Source organism: Bradyrhizobium sp. 61 (assembly GCF_023073075.1).
GTDB classification, from domain to species: domain Bacteria; phylum Pseudomonadota; class Alphaproteobacteria; order Rhizobiales; family Xanthobacteraceae; genus Bradyrhizobium; species Bradyrhizobium barranii.
The window spans coordinates 179,241-203,820 of the sequence record NZ_JADPIU010000103.1; the positions used below are offsets into that span (position 1 = coordinate 179,241).

Genomic DNA, 24,580 nt, shown 5'->3' on the forward strand with positions numbered 1-24,580 from the left:
ACCACGCTGAAAGCGCGTGGTGCGGGCTTAGCCCGCGCTGAGCCGCACGCCGGCGCGCAAGAACTTCTGCGGATCGACCGCTTCGCCGTCGATGCGGGTTTCGTAATGGAGGTGCGGGCCGGTGGAACGGCCGGTCGAGCCGACGAGGCCGATGACCTGGCCGAGCTTCACGATCTCGCCGACCTTGACGTTGATCTCGGAGAGATGGCCGTAGCGGGTCGACAGCCCGCTGCCGTGATCGACTTCGACCATGCGGCCGTAACCGCCGGACCAGCCGGCCGAGACCACCTTGCCGTTGGCGGTGACGCGGGCGGGATCGCCGGTCGCGGCGCGGAAGTCGAGACCGGTATGCATCGCAGGCCGGCCGAGGAACGGATCGCTGCGCACGCCGAAGCCGGAGGTGAATTCGACCTCGCCGATGACGGGCTTGCGGTAGGGCACCAGCGCCAGCGTGCGATTGAGCCGATCCATCTCGGCGCGGGTGACATTGATGCGGTTGAGCTGCTTCTCGAACGGCCCGGCATTGGCCGTCAGCTTGACGGGCACGAAAGGACCGCCCATCGCGGAGCGCGGCACGGCGGCTTCGAGGCTGGCGAGATTGAGGCCGAGGTCGCTGACGACGCCGCGCATCCGGCGCATGCGTGAATCCATGCCTTCCTCGACGGCGCTGAGCGTTGCCATCTGGCGACGCTCGACCTGGTCAAGCGAGGTCGTGAGCCGGACCAGGACGTTGTCGAAACCCTGGTTCTTGGCGAATTGGCTGGTCGGCGGTGCCGCGACGGTCGGCGCACGCGACTCAAGCCGCGCTTCGCGATCGGGCGGTGCCACGAAGATCACGGTGTCGCTGATCGGCGACGGCTTCGGCGTGCCCTGCGTCGCGCCCTGGCTCGAATCACCGCGCTGCGGGGCCGTGCGGGGGATTGATCCGGTCACGTCGGGCATGGCCCCGAGCGCCGTGGCGCGGGACTCCAGCGCCGTCTGGCGCTTCATGATCTGGTCGAGCTTCTGGTCGAACTGTTCCTGGTCGAGCAGCTGCCGGCTGGTGGTGCGGTCGACCTTGGCACGGAGCTCGGCGATGCGGTCCTCGTAGGCGTACTGCATCTCGGCTTGGCGCGCGATCAGCCGGGTCAGGACGTCGTCGCGGAAGGCGAAATAGGTCGCGGTCGCGGCCGACCAGAGTCCGAGCAGCACGACGGTGCCGACCACGATCCAGAACACCACAGGTCCGAGGCGGACCTGCTTGCCGTGGTGCACGATGGTGTAGGCGTCGTCGGTCGAAGGAGGGGGGATCGCGGCTGCAGCCACGGCGGCGGCAGGACGGCGATGGAGGGGCCGTCCGTGGTCGTGCGCGTGATGTTGGGGGTACTGCGAATATTGAGCAGAACTTTTCGACATCGGCACTCCCGCGCCGGTCGGATGAGTCCGTACGGCCTAATTGCCGCAGCAATCTGGGCCGGTCATGGTTAATTTTCCGGAAACGGAACCGCTCGAATTTAACGGATTGGTTAAAGGCCTCTTGCCGCTTCCAGCACCTCGTCGGCGTGGCCGTCGACGCGGACATTGCGCCAGACCCTGGCTACCTTGCCGTCGGCACCAAGCAGTATCGTGGTGCGAAGAACTCCGAGGAAGCTCTTGCCATACATGGATTTTTCGCCCCAGGCGCCGTACGCCTCCAGCATCTCGTGTTTCTCATCCGAGATGAGGGGCATGCCGAGGCTGTGCTTGTCGCGGAACTTCTCCTGGGCCCTTAACGGATCGGCGGAGATGCCGAGCAGGGCCGTGCCGGCAGCGCTGAAAGCGTCCGCCAGCCGCGTGAAATCGATCGCCTCCCGGGTGCAGCCGGGCGTGTCGGCGCGGGGGTAGAAGAACAGGACGAGCTTCCGACCGGCATAGTCGGCGAGCGAGACCACATCGCCGCCGTCGCGGGGCAGCCGGAAGGCGGGCGCCTTCTGGCCTTCGGTCAGGGCCGGCTTCGCCTTCGCGGGCGCGGAGGCCGATTTGGAGGAATTTAACTGTTTCGATGCGGCCTTATGTGATCCTGCTTTTGCTACGGTCCTGGTTGATTTGCTCGCCTGCGTCCGCTGTGTTTTCGCGGACTTTGTTTGAGTCGTTGCCCGCTTGGTCGGGGTCTTCTTTTTAGCCGTTGCGATGCCGGAGGGCGTTTTGGACGATTTCTTTCGGGATTTCTTGGACATACGCCTTCCTTTCGTCGCTTTCGGCGGGTCAACCAAAGCGGTATTGCAGCTCTCGTCCGGTGTGCCGGAATCGCCCTCGTCTGGGCAAGTCTGGCGACGCCGGGGTATGGTTACAAGGAATTCCACGCACCACCCCACTGCTCGTTGAACGCGCGCCCGGGGCGAAATGACGAACAGCAGGAACATTCGAGGTATGGCGGCAATGCCGGCGCGGGGAGCTTCGCTTCCCGCGGACGGCTGCGGTCCCGGCGGTGCTCAATCCTACGATGGGCGCCTGTATCGAGAGGCAATGGCAAGGAATACGTCGCCCCAGGATTACAATCGGGATTTCGATCGGCGCGGCGGTCAACAGCAGCCGCAGGAATGGGACGACGCCGACTGGGATCCGGATCAGGAAGCAGCGGCGGGCTATCGGGCGCGCCGGCTGTTGTCGCGTTCCAATTCAGGCTTCCATCGTTTCGGTGACGGGTTTGCGTCAATGCGCCGCTGGCTGGCGGCTGATCGCTGGCTGAAGCGGCTGGCCATCGTGGTCGGGGCCCTCGCCGTCATTTTCATCGGCTGCTTCGGCGCGCTGTGGTGGCGGCTTGGTGCAGGTCCCATCAATCTCGACATCGCGACGCCCTGGCTCGCTGCCGCCATCGAGGACAATATTGGCCACGGCAACACCGTGGAGGTCGGCGGCACCCAGATCGAGCGGGCCGGGCGGATCCGCATCGCCGTGCGCATCCGCGACATCGTCGTCCGCGACCATGATCACGCCATCGTCGCCACCGCGCCGAAGGCCGAAGTGAAGCTGTCGGGGGCGGGTCTCCTGATGGGGCACCTGCGCGCGGAAAGCCTCAACCTCGTCGATGCCGAGCTGGCGATCCGCATTGCGCCCGACGGCACCGTCACCGTGTCCGCCGGCGACACCGCCAAGCCGCTGGCAACCGGCGTCGCATCCAAGAAGGAAGCGGGCCTGCCGCCGACATTCCCGCGCAACGGTGTCCCGCCGCCGCCATTCGCCACCGGACCTGCAAGCCCGGACGCATCGCAGGCCGCTCCCCAGGCCGCTGCCCCGAGCGGCATTCTTCAGGGCCTCGACTGGCTCGACAGTCTGAGTATGACCGGCCTCGACGGCCAGAACCTCAACGAGATCGGTCTGAAGAACGGCAATCTGATCGTCGACGATCAGCAGCGCGGCAGCAAATGGAGCTTTGAGAACATCACGCTCAGCCTGCGCCGGCCGAGCCATGGCGGCGTCGCGCTCAGCCTCGGCGAGGAGGGCGCGCGCCCGTGGTCGCTGCGCGCCACGATCGGCCCTGCCGAGAATGGTGTGCGTTCGGTCGACATCCGCGCCGATAAGCTTTCCACCGCCAACATCCTGCTGGCACTCCGGGTGAAGGACTTCACCTACACCGCCGACCTGCCGCTGACCGGCGAGCTCAAGGGCGAGCTCGGCCGCGACGGCGTGCCGACCTTCTTCCGCGGCAAGATCGCGGTCGGTGCGGGCAATATCATCGACACCGACACGCCAGATTATCCGATGGCGATCGACTCGGCCGAGATCAACGTCGAGTGGGATTCGAACCGGCGGGTATTGGTCGCTCCGTTCAAGATTCTCTCGGGCGCGAACCGCCTGACGCTTCTGGCCCATCTCGAGCCGCCCAACGGCACCACCAACGACTGGCAGCTTGGCTTCAGCGGCGGCTCGATCCTGCTGGGCGGCATCGACAACGAGCCCCCGCTGGTCTTCAACCGTATTGCGATCGGCTTCCGCTTCGACACCGACCACAAGCGCATGCTGCTGACGCAAGCCGATATCAGCAATGGCGAGATCGGCGTCGCCGGCACCGGCGCCATCGACTATTCGGGCGAGCCGCGGCTGACGCTGGGCTTTGCGGGAACGCCGATGTCGGCCTCCGCGCTCAAGCGGATGTGGCCGACGCTTGTCGTTCCCGAGTTGCGCGAATGGGTGATCGAGCGGATCGAGCGCGGCACGCTCCAGCGCATCGAGATCGGCGTCAATTCGCCGACGAAGAACCTCCCGCGCAAGGGCCCGCCCATTCCCGACGACGGCCTGTCGGTCAACATCGTCGCGAGTGGCGTCGCGGTCCGCCCCGTGGATGGCATGCCGGTGGTGCACGATGCCGATTTGAAGGCGCGTGTGACCGGGCGCACCGCGACCGTGAATATCGGGCAGGGCATTGCCGATACGCCGGCGGGCCGCAAGGTCACGATCTCCGACTTCGTCTTCGAGGTGCCGGATATGGCGCCCAAGCCGTCGCCATCGCGGACCAGGTTCCGCGCCGACGGACCCGTGGCGGCCGCCGCCGAAATCCTTTCCAATGATCGGCTCAGCGATCTGTCGGCGACGTTCGTCGATCCCAACACCAGCAAGGGAACGTTCTCGGCGAACATCCAGCTCGGCTTGCCGGTCAAGGGCGCGCTGACCAAGGGCGACACCAGCTACGCCGTCAGCGCCGACCTCAACGGCTTTGCCGCCGACAAGCTGGTGATGAACCAGAAGCTGGAGGCCAACAACCTCAAGATATCAGCCAACAACCAGGGCTATCAGGTCAAGGGCGACGTCAAGATCAACGGGCAGGCGGCTTCGCTGGACTATCGCAAGCCGACCGAGGGCGACGCTGACGTCAAATTGCAGGCCACGCTCGACGATGCGAGCCGCGCGCGCCTCGGATTCGACCTCAGCCCTGCCGTGAGCGGATCGCTGCCGATCAAGCTGTCGGGCAAGATCGCCGGAGGTCCCGACCAGACGACGAAGCTCGGTGTCGAGGCGGACCTGACCTCGGTCAAGCTCGACAACATCCTGCCCGGCTGGGTCAAGCTGCCGGGCAAGTCGGCCAAGGCCAGCTTCAAGGTGGTGCCGACGGCGCAATCAACGCGCCTGGAGGACATCGTCGTCGAAGGCGGCGGCGCCTCGATCAAGGGCTCGCTTGAAGTCGATCCGAACGGCGACCTCATGAACGCGAACTTCCCGACCTACGCCCCGTCCGACGGCGACAAGGCCTCGTTGAAGGTGGAGCGTGGCCAGGACGGGGTGGTGCGGGGCACGATGCGCGGGGATGTGTTCGACGGCCGCGGTTTCCTGAAGTCGGCGATCTCGGGCAATTCCAAGGACGACGCCAAGAACAAGATGAAGAACGTCGATTTCGACATCGACGTGAAGCTCGGTGCCGTCGCGGGCTTCAACGGCGAGGCGATGCGCAGCGTCGACGGCAAGATGTCGCGGCGCAACGGCACCGTCAAAGCCTTCACGCTGAACGGCAAGATCGGCCGCGACACGCCGGTGGCAGCCGATTTGCGCGGCGGCCGCGCCCAGGGCAATCGCGAGGTGATCTACCTCCAGACCAACGATGCCGGCGCGTTGCTGCGCTTCACCGACACCTACACCAAGGCGAGCGGCGGCCAGATGGTGGTGGCGATGGAGCCGCCGACGTCGGAGCCGAACACCACGCGCGAGGGCCTCATCAACGTCCGCGACTTCACGGTGAAGGGCGAGGCGCAGCTCGAACGCGTTGCCGCCGGCGCGCCCAACGGCACCGGGAACGGCGTCTCCTTCAGCGCGCTGCGCGCCGAGTTCACGCGCCAGAACGGCGCGCTGACGATCCGCGATGGCGTCGTCAAGGGCCCGATGATCGGCGCCACCATCGAGGGCTCGATCGACTATCCCGGCAACCAGGTCTGCATGAGCGGCACCTTCGTGCCGATGTACGGCTTGAACAACATGTTCGGACAGATTCCGGTGCTCGGGTTGTTCCTGGGCGGTGGCGACAAGGAAGGCCTGATCGGCGTGACCTACGAGGTCGTCGGCACGCCGGCCGCGCCGGTGATGCGCGTCAATCCGGTTTCGGCCATGGTGCCGGGTGTGTTCCGCAAGATCTTCGAATTCAACACCGGCAAGCAGAACACGCCGTTCGAGGAATTCCCGTCGCAGTCGAACGACGGCTCGACCGGATCGACGCGCCAGCTGTCGAGCGGCTGCACCCTCGCGCGGCGATAACCCACTAGAATTCGCGGGTGCTCGTCCCGGCTGCGCGGCCGAAGCCGCTTCGGCGCGGCGAAGGCCTGGGTATCCACGTCCTTCGTGCCGCGCGGCAAAACGTGAATGGCCGGGACAAGCCCGGCCATGACGCATGTGGAGGGATTGGCGTCGGGAAGCTTACGCCGCGCGCACGCCCGCCAGGAAGGTGCCGACTTCGCCGGAGAGCTGCTCGGCCTGCTTGGAGAGGTTCGAGGCGGCCGCGAGCACCATGCCTGCGGCGTTGCCGGTTTCGTTCGCTGCGGTGCTGACGCCGCCGATATTGGTGGTGACTTCCTTGGTCGCTTCAGCGGTCTGCGAGACGCTGCGGGCGATCTCGGCGGTGGCGGCGCCTTGCTCCTCGATGGCCGCGCCGATCGAGGTGGCGATACGGCTGACTTCCTCGATGGTGGCGGTGATGCCGCCGATGGCGTCCACGGCCTCCTTGGTCGCGCCCTGGATCTGGGCGATCTTGTCGCCGATCTCGCGGGTGGCTTCCGCGGTCTGGCTGGCGAGCGACTTCACCTCGGAGGCGACGACGGCAAAGCCGCGGCCGGCTTCACCGGCGCGCGCGGCTTCGATGGTGGCGTTGAGCGCGAGCAAATTGGTCTGTGCCGCGATGCTGGAGATCAGCTCGGCCACATGCTCGATCTGCTGGGCGCCGTCTGAGAGCGCGCGGACGATGGTGTCGGTGCGGCGTGCGCTGTCGACGGCGCGCCCCGTCACCTCGGCAGACTGCGCGACCTGACGGCTGATCTCGGTGATGGAGGAGGAGAGCTCCTCGGCCGCGGCGGCAACGGTCTGAACGCGCTGGCTGGCTTCGGTGGCGGCCGAGCCGACCACGGCGGCGCGGCGGTTGGTGCCCTCGGCCGTGGACGACATCGACTTGGCGGTGGTCTCGAGCTCGCCGGAGCCGGAGGCCATCAGGCCGACGAGCTGGCCGACCGAGGCATCGAAGCGGTCGGCGAGCGAGATCAGGGCGTCGCGTTTCTCCTGCTCGCTGCGGCTCTTGGCGGCGACCTGCTCGGCCTCCAGCGTGCGCGCCGTCAAAGCGGTCTGCCTGAGCACTTCGAGCGTCTCGGCCATGCGGCCGATCTCGTCGCCGCGATCGGTCTCCTCGACCGGCCTGTCGATAGCGCCTTCGGAAATCTCCTGCATGCGGGTCTTCTGGCGGTTGAGCGCGCCGAGCACGTCGCGGGCGATCAACCAGGACAGCGTCGCCATCAGCAGCATCAGGCCAACGCCGATTGCGGCGAGCTCCAGCGTCAGCGCGCGCACGTCGGCGTCGATGTCGTCGACATAGAGACCGTAGGCAATTGCGACGTTCCAGGGGGCGAACTGGCGGGCGAACACCAGTTTGCGAACCGGAACCGTCTCGCCCGGACGCGGGAACAAATAGGACAGGATACTGCCTTCCGGTGTCTGCTTGCCTGCGGCCACCGTGGCATCGCCGATCACGATGCCATTGGCATCCTTGATGCCGTTGTTCTTGCCCTCGAGCTGAGGCGCGCCGCCATTCATCATCACTGTTGAATCGGCGGTATAGACGACGGGATAGCCTTGGCCGCCGTTGAACTTCATTCGCCGGCCGCGCAGTTTGAACTGGTCTTGCGCATCGGCGAGCGTCATCTTGCCGGCGGTGACGTCGTCCTGGAGCGATTGCGCGAAGCCGTGCAGCAGATCGACTGCCGTCTGCATCTGGCGCGCGCGATCTTCGAGCATACGGGTCTTGCTGAGATAGGCTGACGCGACGATGAGAGCGGTGACTGTAAGCGCCGCGAGACAGACCATGCTGGCGAGCTTGGTGCGGATTTTCAGGTGACTGAGCAGCGTCATGACGGCCTCGGGAACGGTTGTAAGATGCTTGTTCTCGCGCAGCCGTATCAGGAAGTTCTTATGATTCCTGAACGCACCGCATGGTGCATTCAGGCGTGGCGCAATTCGCGCAGCCGTGGACACGCATATGCAGACGAGACGCCGAGGTCTGCGGCGACGTGTCCAAAAAAAACGGATCGTGATCGTGTTCGCGCGATCGCGTGTCAGTTCGATCGATGCATCGATTCGCCGATGCTTCGTCGCGTTCAGAACCAGCGTAGCGTTGCGCGGCTTATGCCGCGCGCACGCCCGCCAGGAAGGTGCCGACCTCGCCGGAGAGCTGCTCGGCCTGCTTGGAGAGGTTCGAGGCGGCTGCGAGCACCATGCCGGCGGCGTTGCCGGTCTCGTTCGCTGCGGTGCTGACGCCGCCGATATTGGTGGTGACTTCCTTGGTCGCTTCAGCGGTCTGCGAGACGCTGCGGGCGATCTCGGCGGTGGCGGCACCTTGCTCCTCGATGGCCGCGCCGATCGAAGTGGCGATGCGGCTGACTTCCTCGATGGTGGCGGTGATGCCGCCGATGGCGTCCACCGCCTCCTTGGTCGCACCCTGGATCTGGGCGATCTTGTCGCCGATCTCGCGGGTGGCTTCCGCGGTCTGGCTGGCGAGCGACTTCACCTCGGAGGCGACGACGGCAAAGCCGCGGCCGGCTTCACCGGCGCGCGCGGCCTCGATGGTGGCGTTGAGCGCGAGCAGATTGGTCTGCGCTGCGATGCTGGAGATCAGCTCGGCGACGTGCTCGATCTGCTGGGCGCCGTCCGAGAGCGCGCGGACGATGGTGTCGGTGCGGCGTGCGCTGTCCACGGCGCGGCCAGTCACTTCGGCGGATTGCGCGACCTGGCGGCTGATCTCGGTGATGGAGGAGGAGAGCTCTTCGGCGGCAGCCGCGACCGTCTGGACGCGCTGGCTGGCTTCGGTGGCCGCCGAGCCGACCACGGCGGCGCGGCGGTTGGTGCCCTCGGCCGTGGACGACATCGACTTGGCGGTGGTCTCGAGCTCGCCGGAGCCCGAGGCCATCAGGCCGACGAGCTGGCCGACCGAGGCATCGAAGCGGTCGGCGAGCGAGATCAGCGCGTCACGCTTCTCCTGCTCGCTGCGGCTCTTGGCGGCGACCTGTTCGGACTCCAGCGTGCGCGCCGTCAAAGCGGTCTGCCTGAGCATTTCGAGGGTCTCGGCCATGCGGCCGATCTCGTCGCCGCGGCCGGTCTCCTCGACCGGCTTGTCGATGGCCCCGTCGGCAATCTCCTGCATGCGGGTCTTCTGGCGATCGAGCGCGCCGAGCACGTCGCGGGCGATCAGCCACGACAACGTCGCCATCAGCAGCATCAGGCCGAAGCCGACCGCGGCAAGCTCGAGCGTCAGCGCGCGCACATCGGCGTCGATGTCGTCGACATAGAGGCCATAGCTGATCGTCGCGTTCCAGGGGGCGAACTTGCGCGCGAACACGGTCTTGCGCACCGCTTCGGTCTGGCCGGGGCGCGGATAGAGATAGGAGGCTACGCCGCCGCCATTCTGTTCGCCGGCCTTGAGGATCGCGTCGGCAATGAGGACGCCGTTGGCGTCGATCGCGCCGGTGATCTTGCCTTCGAGCTGCTGGTTGGCGCCGTTGACGAGGAGCGACGTGTCGGCGTTGTAGACGACCGGATAGCCCTGGTTGCCGTTGAAGGTCATGCGCCGTCCGCGCATGTGGAACTGGGCCTTGGCTTCGGCCTGCGTCAGCTTGCCGGCGGTGACGTCGTCCTGGACCGACTGGGCGAGATTGTAGAGCATGTCGACCGCGGTCTTCATCTGCTGGACCCGGTCCTCCATCATGCGGCTCTTGCTGAGGAAGGCCGATACCGCGATGATGGCTGTGACTGTGAGAGCCGCAAGACAGACCATGCTGGTAAGCTTGGTGCGGATCTTCAGATGGCTCAGCAGCTTCATCGCAGCCTCTACGAAATGGTTGTTATTGCTCGCATCGGTAGCATGAAGTTCTTACCAATCATGAACATAGGCATGCGGCCGCGGGCCGCGCGCGCGACTGTTCGCAGCCTGATGCGTAACGGTGCAGGCAAAGCGACATGCTTCGGCGCACGTCAGCGCGTATGCTGGAGAAGATCGATCCGGGACTTTGGTGGTGGTCGAGCCTGGCGGGAGCGGCAATGAACCGATTCGTTCACCGCCTCATCATGTCCGCGCTGCTCGTCGCGGCCCTCGTCCTGATCTGGAACGTGCTGGGCTCGCGGTAGATGACACCGGCAGAGCTGCCGGTGCCATCCGTGACTTGAGCGCTAGTTGCGCGCGTCAGCGTCGCGCAAATGCGCCGCCGGTCGAGGCGCGTTCGTTGCCCAGCGCCGCATCGACGCTGATCGGGCCACCGCCGGCCGCCGAGAGATAGAGGCAGGCGAAGCAGAACAGGATGGCAAGCGTGCCGTTGTTGAGCAGCGGCAGGAGCACCGGCGTCTCGCCCTTGAGCATATGTCCCATGAAGTAGGCGAAGGCCATTTCACCGGAGAGGATGAAAGCGGCGAGGCGGGTGAACAGGCCGAGGATCAACAGCGCGCCAAGCACCAGTTCGAGCGTGCCGGCCGCGCCGTAAAGCGACATCAGTTCGACTTTCGCGAACATCGGCAAAGGCGGAAACTTGAAAAGCTTGGCCACGCCGAATTGAAACAGCAGCAGGCCGGTGATGAAGCGGAACAGGCTCAGGAGAACCGGTTCAAAGCGAGTGAGATAGGAAAAGTTCATTGGTTTGTGCCCTCCATCCAATGGGCGACTTGGACCGTATTCAGTTCGGCCTCGCAAGCCACCCGAGGTCAATTCGGCGCTGACATTTTTGTCATGTGGACAAAATATCGCAGTTCGTCCCTTAACTCCGGTTGCGCCCGACGGTTTCGCACGCGGTGCAGCGTGTGTCGCCCGTAATTTCCCGGTGACGCGGAGGGGTGCAGGTTACGTCGGGGAGACCTACTCCCGCAAGGCGGGGACAATCAGGAATGGAATCATTCCGAGGATCACGCTCGCAAGTGCGAAGACGAGCAGGAGATTGTAGCCGTGCGTGAAGTCGTGGATGAGGCCGCCGCTCCATGAGCCGAACGCCGAGCCCAATCCGCTGCCGATCGAGATGGTGCCGAAGATCGTGCCGACGCGCTTGCCGCGAAAAATCTTCATGGCGGTCGCTGTGATCAGCGGGCCGCGCGAGCCCATCATGCTGCCGAAACAGACGACGAAGCCGGTGAGCAGGATGATGTTCGGATAATACTGCAAGAGCCAGAGCAGGACGATGCCGATGATCGAGATCGCGTAGCTGAGCAGTACCGAGGGCCGGCGCCCGATCAGCCCGTCGAGCGCGGATACGCCGAGCATGCCGAACACCAGCACCACGCCCGAAAAACCCCAGGCGGTCGCGGCCTGGAGCGGCGGAAAGCCGGCATCGATGAGGTAGGCCACGATCTGTGCCGCGATCGAATACATGCCGACCGCGGTGAAGAAGAAGGTCGAGAACAGCGCCCAGAAAGCGTGGTGGCGCATCGCGCTCGCAAGCGTCCAGCCGTTGTCGATGAAATCAGGATCGGTCTTCTTGCTGACATTCGGCGAGCCGACCGCGAACATGCGCCAGGGCAGAAGCAGCAGCGGCACGAGCAAACCGAGCGCGGCGAAGCCGTAGACCTGATAGGCTTCACGCCAGCCGAGATGATCGATCAGAAGCTGCGAGGTCGGGAGCAGCGCCAGCACGCCGCCACCCATCGCCGAATAGACCACCGCCATCGCGGTCGGCAGCCGTGGTCCGAACCAGCGGCCGAGCAGGATCGAGTTCGGCACAATGCCGATGAAGGCCACGCCAATGCCGACGCAGAGGCCGATCGAGAGCTGAAATTGCCAGAGCGCCTGCGCGCGCGCCGCGATCAGGAAGGCTGAGCCGAGCAGAAAAAGCCCGAGTGCGTAGACGATGCGCGGTCCGGAATGGTCGAACAGGCGCCCGACCAGTGGCGCGGTCAGCCCGCTGATCAGCCAGGTCAGTGAGTAGATCGAGACGACCTGCGCACGGTCCCAGCCAAAGTTTTCGGAGATCGGCTTGAGGAAGACAGTGAAGCTCTCGCTGAGGCCGCGGCCGAGGACAGCGAGCGTGAAGCACAGTCCGAGCACGATGAGTGCGGTGCGCACCGCATCTCGCTGCGTGCGTCCGGCGTGTTCCCGCGAAGCTTCCCTGGGCGTGTTCTGATCCATTGCCGGTCAGGGAGCGCGCTTCGGCGCGCCCTGACAAGCATCAAAAGCTCATAAGCCTATGCAGGCCGGATCAGGACGTGCTTCTTCTTGCCGAAGGACAGCTTGATCACGCCCTCGGGCGTCAGATTGGCCGCCGACAGCGCCATCTTCTCGTCGCTGACGGACTCGTCGTTGACGCGCAGACCGCCGCCCTTGATCTGGCGCCGTGCCTCGCCATTGGAGGCAACCAGGCCTGCCTTGACGAAGGCGTTGAGCACGCCGAGGCCGGCGTCCAGCTCGCCGCGCGGAATTTCCACTGTCGGCAGGCTTTCGGCCAGCGCGCCTTCCTCGAAGGTGCGGCGCGCGGTTTCAGCCGCCTGGTTTGCGGCGTCGCGTCCGTGCAAGAGCGCGGTCGCCTCGGTCGCAAGCACCTTCTTGGCCTCGTTGATCTCCGAGCCGCCGAGCGCCTCGAGCTTCCTGATCTCGCTCATCGGCAGCGTCGTGAACAGCTTCAGGAATTTGCCGACGTCGGCGTCCTCGGTGTTGCGCCAGTATTGCCAGAAATCATACGGCGAGAACTGGTCGGCGTTCAGCCAGACCGCGCCCTGCGCGGTCTTGCCCATCTTGGCGCCGGATGCGGTCGTCAGCAGCGGCGTCGTCAGCGCGAACAGCTGGTGGGTGCCCATGCGGCGGCCGAGATCGACGCCCATGATGATGTTGCCCCACTGGTCCGAGCCGCCCATCTGCAATTTGCAACCGGTGCGCTTGGCGAGCTCGACGAAGTCGTAGGCCTGGCAGACCATGTAGTTGAACTCGATGAAGCTCATCTCCTGCTCGCGCTCGAGGCGCAGCCGCACGGAGTCCATGGTCAGCATGCGGTTGACCGAGAAATGCCGGCCGACGTCACGCAGCATCTCGATCCAGTTGAGTTTTGTCAGCCACTCCGCATTGTCGAGCATGACGGCGTCGCTCTTGCCGTCGCCGTAGCGCAGCACCTTTGCGAACACGCCGCGGATCGATTCCTTGTTCGCTTCGATCTCGGCGACGGTGCGCATCGCGCGGGTCTCGTCCTTGCCGGAGGGATCGCCGACCATGGTGGTGCCGCCGCCCATCAGCGTGATCGGCTTGTTGCCGGACTGCTGGAGCCAGTGCAGCATCATCATGGTCAGGTAGTTGCCGATGTGCAGCGAGCGGGCGGTGCAATCGTAGCCGACATAGGTGGTCGCTTCGCCCTTGGCGGCGAGCGCGTCCAGCCCCTCAAAATCGGAGCACTGGTGGATGAAACCACGTTCCTGCAGGGTATTGAGGAAATCCGATTTAAATGCAGTCATCTGTCGGCGAGCCTGACAATTCTTGGTTTACTGTTTCGGGTGCAATTTAAGGGTCTCCCGTGGGAACTCGATTGCCACCCGCCACTTTGCCTGTGGCATTATAAGATGTGTCCCTCTGGCACAAGATCGGCATGCCGGAGGGGGTCTCTTGAGGACGCTGATCCATGATGTTGACGGCACTCGGTTTGATGAGCGGCACCTCGCTGGACGGGGTGGATGTCGCGCTGATCGAAACCGACGGAAAGCAAGTGAAGGCGTTCGGGCCGTCCGGTTACCGGGCCTACAGCCCGGCGGAGCGCAATCTGCTGCGCCAGGCGCTGAGCGAGGCCGTGCACCTGCCGCGACGCGACGCCCGCCCGGGCGTTCTGGCCGAGGCCGAGCGCGCGGTGACGCTGGCCCACGCCGAGGCCGTGGCAGCCTTCATCGCCCAGAACCGGATGAAGCCGGAGGACGTCGACATCGTCGGCTTCCACGGCCAGACGGTGCTGCATCGCCCCGAGAAGCGGCTGACGGTCCAGATCGGCGATGCGCCGGCGCTGGCCAGGGCGATCCATATCCCTGTGATGCACGACTTCCGCGCCGCCGACGTCGAGGCCGGCGGGCAGGGCGCGCCGTTCGTGCCGGTCTACCACCGGGCGCTCGTCCATTCGTTGGAGCGCGAAGGGCCGATCGTCGTCGTCAATATCGGCGGCGTCTCCAACATCACTTATATCGATGGCAACGACACGCTGATCGCCTGCGACACCGGACCGGGCAACGCGCTGCTCGACGATTTCATGTACCGCACCATGAACCAGGCCTTCGATGCGGAAGGAAAGTTCGCAGCGCTCGGCAAGGCGGACGAAGCCTGGATCGCGCGGGCACTGGAACTGCCGTTCTTCGCAGCTCCGCCGCCGAAATCGCTCGACCGCAACGACTTTGTCGCGCTGAAGCTCGGCGACGTCCCGCCGGCCGACGGCGCCGCGACCCTGACCGCCTTCACAGCGGCCGCGATCGCCCGGATCATCTCGCTCCTGCCGCGCCGGCCGCGGAGCTGGATCGTCTGCGGCGGCGGCGCCCGCAACCTCACCATGCTGCGGATGCTGCGGGAGCGGGTAGGGTCGGCCACGGTCGAGGCCGCCGAGACGCTCGGCTGGGCCTCTGACGCCATCGAGGCGCAGGCCTTCGGCTTCCTGGCCGCCCGCGGCCTCAAGGGGCTGCCGCTGTCCTACCCGGCCACGACGGGGGTGCCGATGCCGATGACGGGCGGCGTGATGGCGCGGCCCTGAGGTCCGGGCCTTAAGATCCAAGGACGGTTGATGCAAATGCATCGATCTTGACGAGTGAATGCAATTGCATCTATATTGGATGCAGTTGCATCAAACCGCCGGGATCATTGCCATGACCGCTTCACTGAAACTCATCAGCCACAAGCTTTGCCCGTATGTGCAGCGCGCCGTGATCGCGCTCAACGAGAAGGGGGTGCCGTTCGAACGGATCGACATCGATCTCGCCAACAAGCCCGACTGGTTTCTGAAACGCTCGCCGCTCGGCAAGGTGCCGGTCCTGGTGGTGACGACGGAGAAGGGCGAGGTCGCGCTGTTCGAGAGCAACGTGATCTGCGAATACATCGAGGAGACGCAGGCGGGCCTCAAGCTGCATCCGGCGGATGCGTTGAAGCGCGCCGAGCATCGCGCCTGGATGGAGTTCGGCTCGGCGATCCTCGGTGACCTCTGGGGTCTGGAGACCACGACCGATCCGGCGACGTTCGAAAGCAAGCGCCAGGCGGTTGCGGCGAAATTCGCGCGCGTGGAGGCAGCGCTCGGTGCAGGGCCTTACTTCGCAGGCGATGCGTTCAGCCTCGTGGATGCGGTTTTCGCCCCGATCTTCCGCTATTTCGACCTGTTCGACGAATTGACCGAGCACGGCATCTTCAGCGATCTGCCGCAGGTCCGCACATGGCGCGCGGAGCTTGCGAAACGTCCGAGCGTGCGCACTGCAGTCGGCGCCGACTATCCGCAATTGCTGCGTGCCTTCCTGGTGCGCCACGACGCGCATCTGCTGAAGCTTGCGGCCTGAGCGCGCGCCAATGTCGCAATCCATGGCCTGGCTGATGCTGGTGATCGCCGGTGCGCTCGATGTCGGCTGGGCGATCTCGACGAAATATGCGGAGGGCTACACGCGGGCGGGCTGGAGCATCACCTCACTGGTGCTGCTCGCCGCCTTCGTCTTCCTGCTCGGACGCGCTTTGCAGGTGCTGGAGGTCGGCGTCGCCTATTCGGTGTGGACCGGCATCGGCGCGGCCGGCACCTTCCTGCTGGGCGTCGTGCTGTTCGGCGAGACCTTGAGCGCGATGAAGCTTGCCGGCATCGCGCTCGTGCTGATGGGGATCGCCGCGCTCAAGCTGGCCTAGATCTCCGCGGCCATCTTCGCGAGCGTTGCGACGGTATTCATGTTGCGCGCGGTGCCGGTCTTGGCGGCGGGGATGACGAGCTTCGACGTCCCCATGCCGTCGCCATAGTGCACGTAAATCTCGCGGCGGCCGAGACGGAGCTCTTCGTTGTTCTGGCCGCGGATGCTGGTAAGGGCGTCTTCAGGTGGCGCCCTGTCGAGGAAGATCGCGACGGTGCGATTGGGCGCTGCCTTTGGAAAAGGATTGTTGGCCGAGACTTGCGCCATCTCGGCGGCGCTACGCACGAGCACCCCGACCGGCGCGCCGGCGTAGGCGTGCAGGCGCTTTTCGAGGGCGGTCTTGATTGCAGCTTCCGACTTGCGGCTCGTGAAGACGACGTTGCCGCTCGCAATATAGGTGCGCACGGCGGCGAAGCCGAACTCCTCGCACATGGCCTTGAGCTCGCTCATCGGCAGCTTGCCGGTGCCGCCGACATTGACGGCACGCAGCAAGGCGACGAAGGAGCCCATTTGAGGCCTTAGCGCACGTTGGCGAGGCGCATGTCGAGATAGGCCGTGATGGTTTCCATCAGCGGCTCGAGCTTGGCGTCGAAGAAGTGGTTGGCGCCGGGGATGACCTGCTGGTCGATCACGATGCCCTTCTGCGTCTTCAGCTTCTCGACCAGCGTGTTGACGTCCTTGGGCGGCACCACCGCATCCTTCTCGCCGTGCACGATCAGCCCCGACGACGGGCAGGGCGCGAGGAACGAGAAGTCGTAGAGGTTGGCCGGCGGCGCGATCGAGATGAAGCCCTCGACCTCGGGACGGCGCATCAAAAGCTGCATGCCGATCCAGGCGCCGAAGGAGAAGCCGGCGACCCAGCAGGCGCGTGCTTCGGGATTGATGGTCTGCGCCCAGTCGAGCGCTGCGGCCGCATCCGACAATTCACCGGTGCCGTGGTCGAACGAGCCCTGGCTGCGGCCGACGCCGCGGAAGTTGAAGCGCAGCACCGAGAAGCCGCGATGCGCGAAGGCGTAGTAGCACTGGTACACGATCTGGTGGTTCATCGTGCCGTGAAACTGCGGATGCGGATGCAGGATCATCGCGATCGGCGCGTTCTTCTGCTTGGCCGGGTGATAGCGGCCTTCGAGACGGCCAGCAGGGCCGGTGAAAATGACTTCAGGCATGATGATCTCTTGATTGATCCCTTGAAGACGCTCTTCAGCAATCAACCGATTGTGCGGACTTCATCGACTGCTGTGCCGATCAAACCGCGAATGGAAGAGTGGAGCGGCGCCCTCGGATGGTGCGCGAGCGGCGCGCGGTGAACTGACGCGGGCGTTCTAACATGAGGCGAGGGTCAAAAAGCAAGCATCTTGAACATCCGGCAATGGGCTCAAGATGTTAGCGTGTCATGGCGGCGTCATTGCGCGACGGGGATTCGGAATCGAGTTGCCAACCGCTCCACGGGGGCCCATGTCGGGCTCTAGGACGGGCACACCAACCCGATCCGTGGAGTAATATATTACCTTATGCCGAGCCGCGTCTATCTCGACTGGAATGCGACCACGCCGCTGCGTGCTGAAGCGCGGACCGCGATGCTCGCCGCCTGGGAGCTGATCGGCAATCCGTCCTCGGTTCATGCCGAGGGGCGCGAGGCGCGCCGGCTGGTTGAGGAAGCCCGTGCCACGCTCGCGGCGGCCGTCGGTGCATTGCCGAGGAACGTCGTCTTCACCTCAGCCGGAACCGAGGCGAATGCGTTGGCGCTGTCGCCCGGTCTGCGGGGGTCGTCCGGCGGTCCTGTCGAACGCCTGTTGGTCTCGGCTGTCGAGCATGCCTCGGTGCTGTCAGGCGGCCGGTTCCCAGCGGACAAGGTCAGCCAGATCCCGGTCACACGCTCCGGTGTCATCGACCTCGACCGCCTGAAGGCGTTGCTCGGCGACGGCCCGCCAGCTCTGGTCTCCATCATGGCTGCGAACAACGAGACAGGCGCAATTCAGCCGATCGCAGAGGCTGCTGGGATCGTCCACGCGGCCGGGGGGCTCCTGCACGTCGATGCAATCCAGGCATTGGGGAAAATCCCGTTCGATATCAAGGCTATGGACGTAGACCTTGCAACCTTTTCGGCGCACAAGATCGGCGGCCCCAAGGGCGTCGGCGCGCTGGTCATGGCGGAGGGGATCGCTGGACTGGAACCCGTGCTGCGGGGCGGGGGACAGGAGCTGAGCCGGCGCGCGGGAACCGAGAATGTCGCCGGCATCGCCGGATTCGGGGCAGCGGTGAGAGCCGCCCTTCAGGCTCTGCCGGAGGATGTGGAGCGGATGGCAACCCTCAGAGATTCCTTGGAAAACGGTATTCGCGGGATTGCCGGTGCGATGATCTTCGCGGATGACATCAAGCGGTTGTCAAATACCATCCTTTTCACTGCCCCCGGCCTGAAGGCCGAAACCGCCGTGATTGGCTTCGATCTCGAAGGCGTGGCTGTGTCCTCGGGCTCGGCCTGTTCATCAGGCAAGGTGCAGCCGTCTCATGTGCTGTCGGCGATGGGGTATGATGCCACCGTTGCTCAGGGAGCGGTGCGTCTCAGTCTGGGCTGGTCCACGGAACCAGATGACATCAACAGGGCGTTAGAGGCTTGGCGAAAGCTTGGTAATACCCTACTTAGAGCCTAAGCGACGAAACACGGCTTGAACGGTTCTAAGCGCGTGCTTTCTGCCGAAAAACATCGTAATACTCGTCCAAGTTTGTGATCCACCGCGGTCCTTGAAACCGCGAGCGGAGGATAGAATGCCAGCCGTGCAAGAGACGGTCGAGCGCGTGAAGCGCATCGACGTCGATCAGTATCGTTATGGGTTTGAGACCCTGATCGAGTCCGACAAGGCCCCCAAGGGACTGTCGGAAGAGACCGTCAAGTTCATCTCCGAGAAGAAGAACGAACCCGCCTGGATGCTCCAGTGGCGGCTCGAGGCCTATCGGCGCTGGCTGACCATGACCGAGCCGACCTGGGCGCGCGTCGACTATCCCAAGATCGACTTCCAGGACCTCTATTATTACGCGGCGCCGAAGCCGAAGAAGACGGTCACCTCGCTCGACGAGATCGACCCCGAAATTCTGAAGACCTACGAGAAGCTCGGCATTCCCCTGCGGGAAGTCGCGATGCTCGAGGGCGTCGAGCCGAAGCCCGGCGATCAGGATCCGGCCCGGCGCAAGATCGCGGTCGACGCGGTCTTCGATTCGGTCTCGGTTGCGACGACCTTCAAGGCGGAGCTGAAGAAGGCCGGCGTGATCTTCATGCCGATCTCGGAGGCGATCCGCGAGCATCCCGAGCTGGTGCAGAAATATCTGGGATCGGTGGTTCCGACGTCGGACAATTTCTACGCGACGCTGAACTCGGCGGTATTCTCCGACGGATCGTTCGTCTACGTGCCGCCGGGCGTGCGCTGCCCGATGGAGCTGTCGACCTATTTCCGCATCAACGAGCGCAACACCGGCCAGTTCGAGCGCACGCTGATCATCGCCGACAAGGGCTCCTACGTCTCCTATCTCGAAGGCTGCACCGCGCCGCAGCGCGACGAGAACCAACTGCACGCCGCCGTGGTCGAGCTCGTTGCGCACGATGATGCCGAGATCAAATACTCGACGGTGCAGAACTGGTATCCCGGCAATTCGGAAGGCAAGGGCGGCATCTACAATTTCGTCACCAAGCGTGGCGACTGCCGTGGCGACCGGTCCAAGATTTCCTGGACCCAGGTCGAGACCGGCTCCGCAATCACCTGGAAGTACCCGAGCTGCATCCTGCGTGGCGACAATTCCAGCGGTGAGTTCTACTCGATCGCGATCTCGAACGGTTTCCAGCAGGTCGATTCGGGCACCAAGATGATCCACCTCGGCAAGAACACGTCGAGCCGGATCATCTCGAAGGGCATCGCCGCCGGCAAGTCGCAGAACACCTATCGCGGGCTCGTCACCGCGCACCGGAAAGCGACCGGCGCGCGCAACTTCACCGCCTGCGATTCCCTGCTGATCGGCGACAAATGCGGCGCGCACACCGTGCCGTACATCGAGGCCAAGAACTCCTCGGCGACGTTCGAGCACGAGGCGACGACCTCGAAGATCTCCGAGGACGTGCTGTTCTATTGCATCCAGCGCGGCCTCACCCAGGAAGAAGCCGTCGGCCTCGTCGTCAACGGTTTCGTCAAGGACGTGCTTCAGCAGCTGCCGATGGAATTCGCGGTGGAAGCGCAGAAGCTGATCTCGATCTCGCTTGAAGGGTCGGTCGGCTAATCGCCGACCCTCGCGGTGCGCTACGGCGCTCCATGCATCATTTGAATAGACTGGACACCAAGATGGCTTTGCTTGAAGTGAAGGATTTGAAGGTTCGTGTCGAGGAGCGTGAGATCCTCCACGGGCTGACGCTGACCGTGAACGAGGGCGAGGTTCACGCGATCATGGGGCCGAACGGCTCCGGCAAATCGACGCTCTCCCACGTCATCGCCGGCAAGCCCGGCTACGAGGTTACCGACGGCCAGATCCTGTTCAAGGGCGAGGACCTGCTGGAGATGGATCCCAACGAGCGCGCCGCGAAGGGCGTGTTCCTGGCGTTCCAGTATCCGGTCGAGATTCCCGGCGTCGCCACCATGACCTTCCTGCGCACCGCACTGAACGCGCAGCGCAAGGCGCGCGGCGAAAGCGAATATTCGACCCCGGACTTCCTGAGGAAGGTCCGCGAGGTCTCGAAGTCGCTGAACATCCCGCAGGACATGCTCAAGCGCGGCGTCAATGTCGGCTTCTCCGGCGGTGAGAAGAAGCGCAACGAGGTGCTGCAGATGGCGCTGTTCGAGCCGAGCCTGTGCATCCTCGACGAGATGGATTCCGGCCTCGACATCGACGCGCTGCGCATTGCGGCCGACGGCGTCAACGCGCTGCGCTCGCCCAAACGCGCGATGGTCGTCATCACCCATTATCAGCGGCTGCTGAACTACATCGTGCCCGACGTCGTGCACGTGATGTCGAAGGGCCGTGTCGTGAAGAGCGGCGGCAAGGACTTGGCGCTGGAGCTGGAAGCGTCCGGCTACGCCCAGTTCGAGGATGCCGCGTAAGGAATTTTAGGATGAACGTTGCTGTGGCAAAGACCGGAAACGGCCGTGCGGTGAGCGATCTCTTCGCCAGCGCCGAAGGCCGCCTGCCGGGTTCGCCTTCTGTGATCGCGGTACGCCGCGAGGCGTTCGAGACCTATGAACGTCTCGGCCTGCCGCATCGCCGGATCGAGGAATGGAAATACACCGACCTGCGTGCACTGGTCGGCGAGGTGCTGCCGCTTGCAGCCAGCCCCGATGCGGCCGCGCTGAAGCGTGCCGCGGATGCCGTCAAGGCGCATGCGATCGAAGGCGCCCGCAAGCTGGTGCTGGTCGACGGCGTGTTCGCGGCCGATCTCTCCGACGTCAAGGCGCTTGCCTCTGAGGCGGGCCTCAAGATGCTGCGGGAAGCGCTGGAGAAGGACGCAGGTCTCCTGAAGACCGCGGCCACCGATGCCGTGATCGCGCTGAATGCGGCGCTGGCAACCGACGGCGTCGTGTTGTCGATCGCCGACGGTGCGCAGCTGTCCGCGCCGATCCAGATCATCCACATCGCGACCGCTTCGTCCGCGTCGGCTTTCAGCCGTTCGCGGATCGCGGTCGGGAACGGCGCTCGCGCCACCATCATCGAGAGCTTTGTTGCGGCCGGTGCCAAGGCCTACCAGGTCAACGACGCCGTCATCCTCTCGGTCGGCGACAATGCCGACGTCGCGCATATCCGCCTGTTGGACGATGCACCCGACGCAGTGAATGTGACTTCGCAGTTCGTCACGGTCGGCGCGAACACGAAGCTCAATTTCTTCAACATGACGACTGGCGCTGCCGTCAGCCGCCTCCAGGGCTTCATCACGATGGCGGGCGAGGGCAGCGACCTCTCCGTCAACGGCGTGAACCTGCTCCAGAAGACCGAGCACGGCGACACCACGCTGGTGGTCGATCATGCCGTGCCGAACTGCGTCAGCCGCGAGGTCTTCCGCGCGGTGATCGACGATCGCGCCCATTCGGTGTTCCAGGGCCGCATCATCGTCCGTCCCGACGCGCAGAAGACCGACGGCAAGATGATGACCCGCGCGCTGCTGCTTTCGGACGAAGCCGAGGCCGACAACAAGCCGGAGCTCGAGATCTTCGCCGATGACGTCTCCTGCGGCCACGGCGCCACTGCCGGCGCGCTCGACGACAGCCTGCTGTTCTACCTGAAGGCGCGCGGTCTGCCGGAGAAGCAGGCCCAGGCGCTACTGATCCAGGCTTTCGTGGGCGAAGCGATCGAGCAGATCGCCGATGACGGTTTGCGCGAGCACGTGATTGGTATCGCCGAGCGCTGGCTGGAGCGGCGCCAATGAGCACGCATCCCGCAGTCAAGAACGGTGCCTACGACGTCGCACGCGTGCGCCAGGATTTTCCGGCGCTCGCCATGCAGGTCTACGGCAAGCCGCTGGTCTATCTCGACAACGCCGCCTCGGCGCAGAAGCCGAGCGCCGTGCTCGACCGCATGACGCAGGCCTATACGTACGAATACGCCAACGTGCATCGCGGCCTGCATTACCTCGCAAATGCCGCCACCGAGGCCTATGAGGGCGGTCGCAGCAAGGTTGCGCAGTTCATCAACGCGCCGCGGACCGAAGAGGTCATCTTTACCCGCAACGCGACGGAGGCGATCAACCTCGTCGCGTCGTCCTGGGGCGAACCGAACATCAAAGAGGGCGACGAGATCGTCATCTCGATCATGGAGCACCACTCCAACATCGTGCCGTGGCATTTCCTCAGGGAACGCCATGGCGCCGTGATCAAGTGGGCGCCGGTCGACGACGAGGGTAACTTCCTCATCGACGAGTTCGAGAAGCTGCTGACGTCGAAGACCAAGCTGGTCGCGATCACGCAGATGTCGAACGCGCTCGGCACCATTGTGCCGATCAAGGACGTCGTGAAAATCGCCCACGCCCGCGGCATTCCCGTGCTCGTCGACGGCAGCCAGGGCGCAGTGCATCTGCCTGTCGACGTCCAGGATCTCGGCTGCGATTTCTATGTCTTTACCGGCCACAAGGTCTACGGGCCGACCGGCATCGGCATCCTCTGGGCCAAGTACGACCACCTCGTCGCGATGCGTCCCTATAACGGCGGCGGCGAGATGATCCGCGAGGTCTCGCGCGACATCGTCACCTATGGCGATCCCCCGCACAAGTTCGAGGCCGGCACGCCCGCGATCGTCGAGGCCGTGGGCCTCGGCGCGGCCATCGACTACGTCAATTCGATCGGCAAGGAGCGCATCGCCGCCCACGAGCACGATCTCACCACCTATGCCCAGGACCGGCTGCGCGAGATCAACTCGCTGCGGCTGATCGGCACCGCCCGGGGCAAGGGCCCGGTGATCTCCTTTGAGCTCAAGGGCGCCCACGCCCACGACGTCGCCACCGTGATCGACCGCCAGGGCATCGCCGTGCGCGCCGGCACCCATTGCGTGATGCCGCTTTTAGAGCGGTTCAATGTAACCGCCACCTGCCGGGCGTCGTTCGGCATGTATAATACGCGGGAAGAAGTCGATCATCTGGCACAGGCGCTGTTGAAGGCGCGGGATTTGTTCGCATGAGTGACACGGCCGAAGTCAAAGCCAATCCGATGGAGACCCAGTCGGCGCTGCCGCCTGAGGAGACCGAGCGTCTCACCACCGAGATCATCGCGGGCCTCAAGACCGTGTTCGATCCGGAGATCCCGGCCGACATCTACGAGCTCGGCCTGATCTACAAGGTCGAGATCAAGGACGACCGCTCGGTTGACGTCCAGATGACGCTGACGACGCCGAACTGCCCGGCTGCCGGCGAGCTCCCGACCATGGTCGAGAACGCGGTCGCCAGCGTCCCCGGCGTCGGCGTGGTCGACGTCAAGGTTGTCTGGGAGCCGCCGTGGTCGCCGGAACGCATGAGCGACGAGGCCCGCCTCGTGCTCAACATGTGGTGACGGTCTCAGCTCGCATTGAATTCGCTCCGCAACGGACCACATAGATAACATGACCCAGGCAACACCAGCTTCGACACCAAAGCCCCGGCGGCCACGCCCGCAGGTGATGCGGCTGACGGATGCCGCGGCCCAGCGCATCAGCGAGCTGACGAGCCGCGCCGATTCCGAGATCGTGGGCCTGCGCGTCGGCGTGAAGAACGGCGGCTGTGCCGGCCAGTCCTACACGGTCGAATACGCCCATGACGTCCGCCCGACCGACGAGGTGGTCGAGGACAAGGGCGTTAAGATCCTGGTCGATCCCAAGGCCGTGCTGTTCCTGCTCGGCACCGAGATGGACTACAAGGCCGACAAGATGCAGGCCCAGTTCGTCTTCAACAACCCCAACCAGGTCTCCGCCTGCGGCTGCGGCGAGTCGGTCGAGCTGCGGCCCGCGAAGATCGACGGGTAAGTCGCTGTCGTCCCCGCGAACGCGGGGAGGTGGATTCACACTCGAAGTGCAACACTCGTGAGAAGGCCTCTGCGGGGGTTCGGAAGTCAAGGCATTTGCGCGGGATGTTGTTGTAGGCGGCGACGAG

General features: G+C 64.8%; 21 protein-coding genes. 12 read left to right on the plus strand and 9 right to left on the minus strand.

The genetic code is table 11. The features are described from left to right. Nucleotides 1–27 precede the first annotated feature (27 nt). Both IVB46_RS40430 and IVB46_RS40435 read right to left on the minus strand, forming a co-directional pair. The gene (locus tag IVB46_RS40430; protein ID WP_247310772.1) at nt 28–1,395 is read right to left on the minus strand and encodes a M23 family metallopeptidase; all 1,368 of its coding nucleotides are present in this window, start codon (nt 1,393–1,395) and stop codon (nt 28–30) included. Between the two features lie 110 nt (nt 1,396–1,505). After that, nucleotides 1,506–2,195 (minus strand): peroxiredoxin, encoded by a 690-nt coding sequence (locus tag IVB46_RS40435; protein WP_247310769.1) that lies wholly within the window; start codon nt 2,193–2,195, stop codon nt 1,506–1,508. Between the two features lie 202 nt (nt 2,196–2,397). Here IVB46_RS40435 and IVB46_RS40440 point away from each other — a divergent pair, with 202 nt between their 5' ends. Then, nucleotides 2,398–6,198 (plus strand): AsmA-like C-terminal region-containing protein, encoded by a 3,801-nt coding sequence (locus IVB46_RS40440; RefSeq protein ID WP_247311539.1) that lies wholly within the window; start codon nt 2,398–2,400, stop codon nt 6,196–6,198. A 159-nt stretch (nt 6,199–6,357) separates the two neighbouring features. Here IVB46_RS40440 and IVB46_RS40445 read toward each other — a convergent pair whose 3' ends face one another. Beyond that, nucleotides 6,358–8,052 carry a methyl-accepting chemotaxis protein gene (locus IVB46_RS40445; protein ID WP_247345396.1) on the minus strand — a complete coding sequence of 565 codons (1,695 nt, stop codon included), beginning with the start codon at nt 8,050–8,052 and terminating at the stop codon, nt 6,358–6,360. A 271-nt stretch (nt 8,053–8,323) separates the two neighbouring features. Then, nucleotides 8,324–10,015 carry a methyl-accepting chemotaxis protein gene (locus IVB46_RS40450; RefSeq protein WP_085401071.1) on the minus strand — a complete coding sequence of 564 codons (1,692 nt, stop codon included), beginning with the start codon at nt 10,013–10,015 and terminating at the stop codon, nt 8,324–8,326. 161 nt (nt 10,016–10,176) lie between these two features. Here IVB46_RS40450 and IVB46_RS40455 point away from each other — a divergent pair, with 161 nt between their 5' ends. Then, complete coding sequence (locus IVB46_RS40455; RefSeq protein ID WP_161495809.1) at nt 10,177–10,320, plus strand: hypothetical protein; 144 nt, start codon at nt 10,177–10,179, stop codon at nt 10,318–10,320. A gap of 55 nt (nt 10,321–10,375) precedes the next feature. On the opposite strand, the gene IVB46_RS40460 is transcribed toward IVB46_RS40455, so the two are convergent. From IVB46_RS40460 to tyrS, 3 genes are all read right to left on the minus strand, one after another. Then, complete coding sequence (locus tag IVB46_RS40460; protein ID WP_071914328.1) at nt 10,376–10,819, minus strand: DoxX family protein; 444 nt, start codon at nt 10,817–10,819, stop codon at nt 10,376–10,378. Nucleotides 10,820–11,038: 219 nt separating this feature from the next. Then, nucleotides 11,039–12,298, minus strand: coding sequence for an MFS transporter (locus IVB46_RS40465; RefSeq protein WP_247310760.1), 1,260 nt, complete (start codon nt 12,296–12,298; stop codon nt 11,039–11,041). Nucleotides 12,299–12,354: 56 nt separating this feature from the next. Continuing rightward, the gene (gene tyrS, locus IVB46_RS40470; protein WP_063983526.1) at nt 12,355–13,608 is read right to left on the minus strand and encodes a tyrosine--tRNA ligase; all 1,254 of its coding nucleotides are present in this window, start codon (nt 13,606–13,608) and stop codon (nt 12,355–12,357) included. A 164-nt stretch (nt 13,609–13,772) separates the two neighbouring features. Here tyrS and IVB46_RS40475 point away from each other — a divergent pair, with 164 nt between their 5' ends. The 3 genes from IVB46_RS40475 (at nt 13,773) to IVB46_RS40485 (ending at nt 16,000) form a co-directional block, all read left to right on the plus strand. Further along, nucleotides 13,773–14,876 carry an anhydro-N-acetylmuramic acid kinase gene (locus tag IVB46_RS40475; RefSeq protein ID WP_247310757.1) on the plus strand — a complete coding sequence of 368 codons (1,104 nt, stop codon included), beginning with the start codon at nt 13,773–13,775 and terminating at the stop codon, nt 14,874–14,876. A 112-nt stretch (nt 14,877–14,988) separates the two neighbouring features. Continuing rightward, on the plus strand, nt 14,989–15,666 hold the full coding sequence (locus tag IVB46_RS40480) for a glutathione S-transferase family protein (protein ID WP_247310754.1): 678 nt from the start codon (nt 14,989–14,991) through the stop codon (nt 15,664–15,666). 10 nt (nt 15,667–15,676) lie between these two features. Further along, nucleotides 15,677–16,000 (plus strand): multidrug efflux SMR transporter, encoded by a 324-nt coding sequence (locus IVB46_RS40485; RefSeq protein ID WP_247310751.1) that lies wholly within the window; start codon nt 15,677–15,679, stop codon nt 15,998–16,000. Here IVB46_RS40485 and IVB46_RS40490 read toward each other — a convergent pair. Next, nucleotides 15,997–16,509: a DUF1697 domain-containing protein gene (locus IVB46_RS40490; RefSeq protein WP_247310748.1), complete on the minus strand. Its 513-nt coding sequence runs from the start codon at nt 16,507–16,509 to the stop codon at nt 15,997–15,999. The two genes, IVB46_RS40485 and IVB46_RS40490, sit on opposite strands and share 4 nt — an antisense overlap. Before the next feature lie 8 nt (nt 16,510–16,517). Further along, nucleotides 16,518–17,165, minus strand: coding sequence for an alpha/beta hydrolase (locus tag IVB46_RS40495; protein WP_014495555.1), 648 nt, complete (start codon nt 17,163–17,165; stop codon nt 16,518–16,520). Nucleotides 17,166–17,510: 345 nt separating this feature from the next. Here IVB46_RS40495 and IVB46_RS40500 point away from each other — a divergent pair, with 345 nt between their 5' ends. The 7 genes from IVB46_RS40500 to IVB46_RS40530 all read left to right on the plus strand — a co-directional run bounded on the left by IVB46_RS40500 (nt 17,511) and on the right by IVB46_RS40530 (nt 24,453). Then, a complete protein-coding gene (locus tag IVB46_RS40500; protein ID WP_247310745.1) occupies nt 17,511–18,650 on the plus strand; it encodes a cysteine desulfurase family protein in 1,140 nt (379 codons plus the stop codon). 115 nt (nt 18,651–18,765) lie between these two features. After that, a complete protein-coding gene (gene sufB / locus IVB46_RS40505) occupies nt 18,766–20,262 on the plus strand; it encodes a Fe-S cluster assembly protein SufB (RefSeq protein WP_208071631.1) in 1,497 nt (498 codons plus the stop codon). Between the two features lie 62 nt (nt 20,263–20,324). Further along, nucleotides 20,325–21,077, plus strand: coding sequence for a Fe-S cluster assembly ATPase SufC (gene sufC / locus IVB46_RS40510; RefSeq protein ID WP_028161255.1), 753 nt, complete (start codon nt 20,325–20,327; stop codon nt 21,075–21,077). Nucleotides 21,078–21,088: 11 nt separating this feature from the next. Next, nucleotides 21,089–22,393, plus strand: coding sequence for a Fe-S cluster assembly protein SufD (gene sufD, locus IVB46_RS40515; RefSeq protein ID WP_063983521.1), 1,305 nt, complete (start codon nt 21,089–21,091; stop codon nt 22,391–22,393). After that, nucleotides 22,390–23,637 (plus strand): cysteine desulfurase, encoded by a 1,248-nt coding sequence (locus IVB46_RS40520; protein WP_247310743.1) that lies wholly within the window; start codon nt 22,390–22,392, stop codon nt 23,635–23,637. Before sufD ends, IVB46_RS40520 begins: the two co-directional genes overlap by 4 nt. Next, on the plus strand, nt 23,634–24,005 hold the full coding sequence (locus tag IVB46_RS40525; protein ID WP_014495549.1) for an SUF system Fe-S cluster assembly protein: 372 nt from the start codon (nt 23,634–23,636) through the stop codon (nt 24,003–24,005). The genes IVB46_RS40520 and IVB46_RS40525 overlap by 4 nt, the downstream gene beginning before the upstream one ends. 49 nt (nt 24,006–24,054) lie before the next feature. Continuing rightward, entirely contained in the window at nt 24,055–24,453 is a 399-nt protein-coding gene (locus tag IVB46_RS40530; RefSeq protein ID WP_080586712.1) for an iron-sulfur cluster assembly accessory protein, read from the plus strand. The last annotated feature ends 127 nt before the right edge of the window (nt 24,454–24,580 follow it).

Bases quoted from the DNA above. Each gene is read 5' to 3' on its own strand.
- IVB46_RS40430 (WP_247310772.1), bottom strand. From the start codon at position 1,395: ATGTCGAAAAGTTCTGCTCAATATTCGCAGTACCCCCAACATCACGCG.
- IVB46_RS40435 (WP_247310769.1), bottom strand. From the start codon at position 2,195: ATGTCCAAGAAATCCCGAAAGAAATCGTCCAAAACGCCCTCCGGCATC.
- IVB46_RS40440 (WP_247311539.1), top strand. From the start codon at position 2,398: ATGCCGGCGCGGGGAGCTTCGCTTCCCGCGGACGGCTGCGGTCCCGGC.
- IVB46_RS40445 (WP_247345396.1), bottom strand. From the start codon at position 8,052: ATGACGCTGCTCAGTCACCTGAAAATCCGCACCAAGCTCGCCAGCATG.
- IVB46_RS40450 (WP_085401071.1), bottom strand. From the start codon at position 10,015: ATGAAGCTGCTGAGCCATCTGAAGATCCGCACCAAGCTTACCAGCATG.
- IVB46_RS40455 (WP_161495809.1), top strand. From the start codon at position 10,177: ATGCTGGAGAAGATCGATCCGGGACTTTGGTGGTGGTCGAGCCTGGCG.
- IVB46_RS40460 (WP_071914328.1), bottom strand. From the start codon at position 10,819: ATGAACTTTTCCTATCTCACTCGCTTTGAACCGGTTCTCCTGAGCCTG.
- IVB46_RS40465 (WP_247310760.1), bottom strand. From the start codon at position 12,298: ATGGATCAGAACACGCCCAGGGAAGCTTCGCGGGAACACGCCGGACGC.
- tyrS (WP_063983526.1), bottom strand. From the start codon at position 13,608: ATGACTGCATTTAAATCGGATTTCCTCAATACCCTGCAGGAACGTGGT.
- IVB46_RS40475 (WP_247310757.1), top strand. From the start codon at position 13,773: ATGATGTTGACGGCACTCGGTTTGATGAGCGGCACCTCGCTGGACGGG.
- IVB46_RS40480 (WP_247310754.1), top strand. From the start codon at position 14,989: ATGACCGCTTCACTGAAACTCATCAGCCACAAGCTTTGCCCGTATGTG.
- IVB46_RS40485 (WP_247310751.1), top strand. From the start codon at position 15,677: ATGTCGCAATCCATGGCCTGGCTGATGCTGGTGATCGCCGGTGCGCTC.
- IVB46_RS40490 (WP_247310748.1), bottom strand. From the start codon at position 16,509: ATGGGCTCCTTCGTCGCCTTGCTGCGTGCCGTCAATGTCGGCGGCACC.
- IVB46_RS40495 (WP_014495555.1), bottom strand. From the start codon at position 17,165: ATGCCTGAAGTCATTTTCACCGGCCCTGCTGGCCGTCTCGAAGGCCGC.
- IVB46_RS40500 (WP_247310745.1), top strand. From the start codon at position 17,511: ATGCCGAGCCGCGTCTATCTCGACTGGAATGCGACCACGCCGCTGCGT.
- sufB (WP_208071631.1), top strand. From the start codon at position 18,766: ATGCCAGCCGTGCAAGAGACGGTCGAGCGCGTGAAGCGCATCGACGTC.
- sufC (WP_028161255.1), top strand. From the start codon at position 20,325: ATGGCTTTGCTTGAAGTGAAGGATTTGAAGGTTCGTGTCGAGGAGCGT.
- sufD (WP_063983521.1), top strand. From the start codon at position 21,089: ATGAACGTTGCTGTGGCAAAGACCGGAAACGGCCGTGCGGTGAGCGAT.
- IVB46_RS40520 (WP_247310743.1), top strand. From the start codon at position 22,390: ATGAGCACGCATCCCGCAGTCAAGAACGGTGCCTACGACGTCGCACGC.
- IVB46_RS40525 (WP_014495549.1), top strand. From the start codon at position 23,634: ATGAGTGACACGGCCGAAGTCAAAGCCAATCCGATGGAGACCCAGTCG.
- IVB46_RS40530 (WP_080586712.1), top strand. From the start codon at position 24,055: ATGACCCAGGCAACACCAGCTTCGACACCAAAGCCCCGGCGGCCACGC.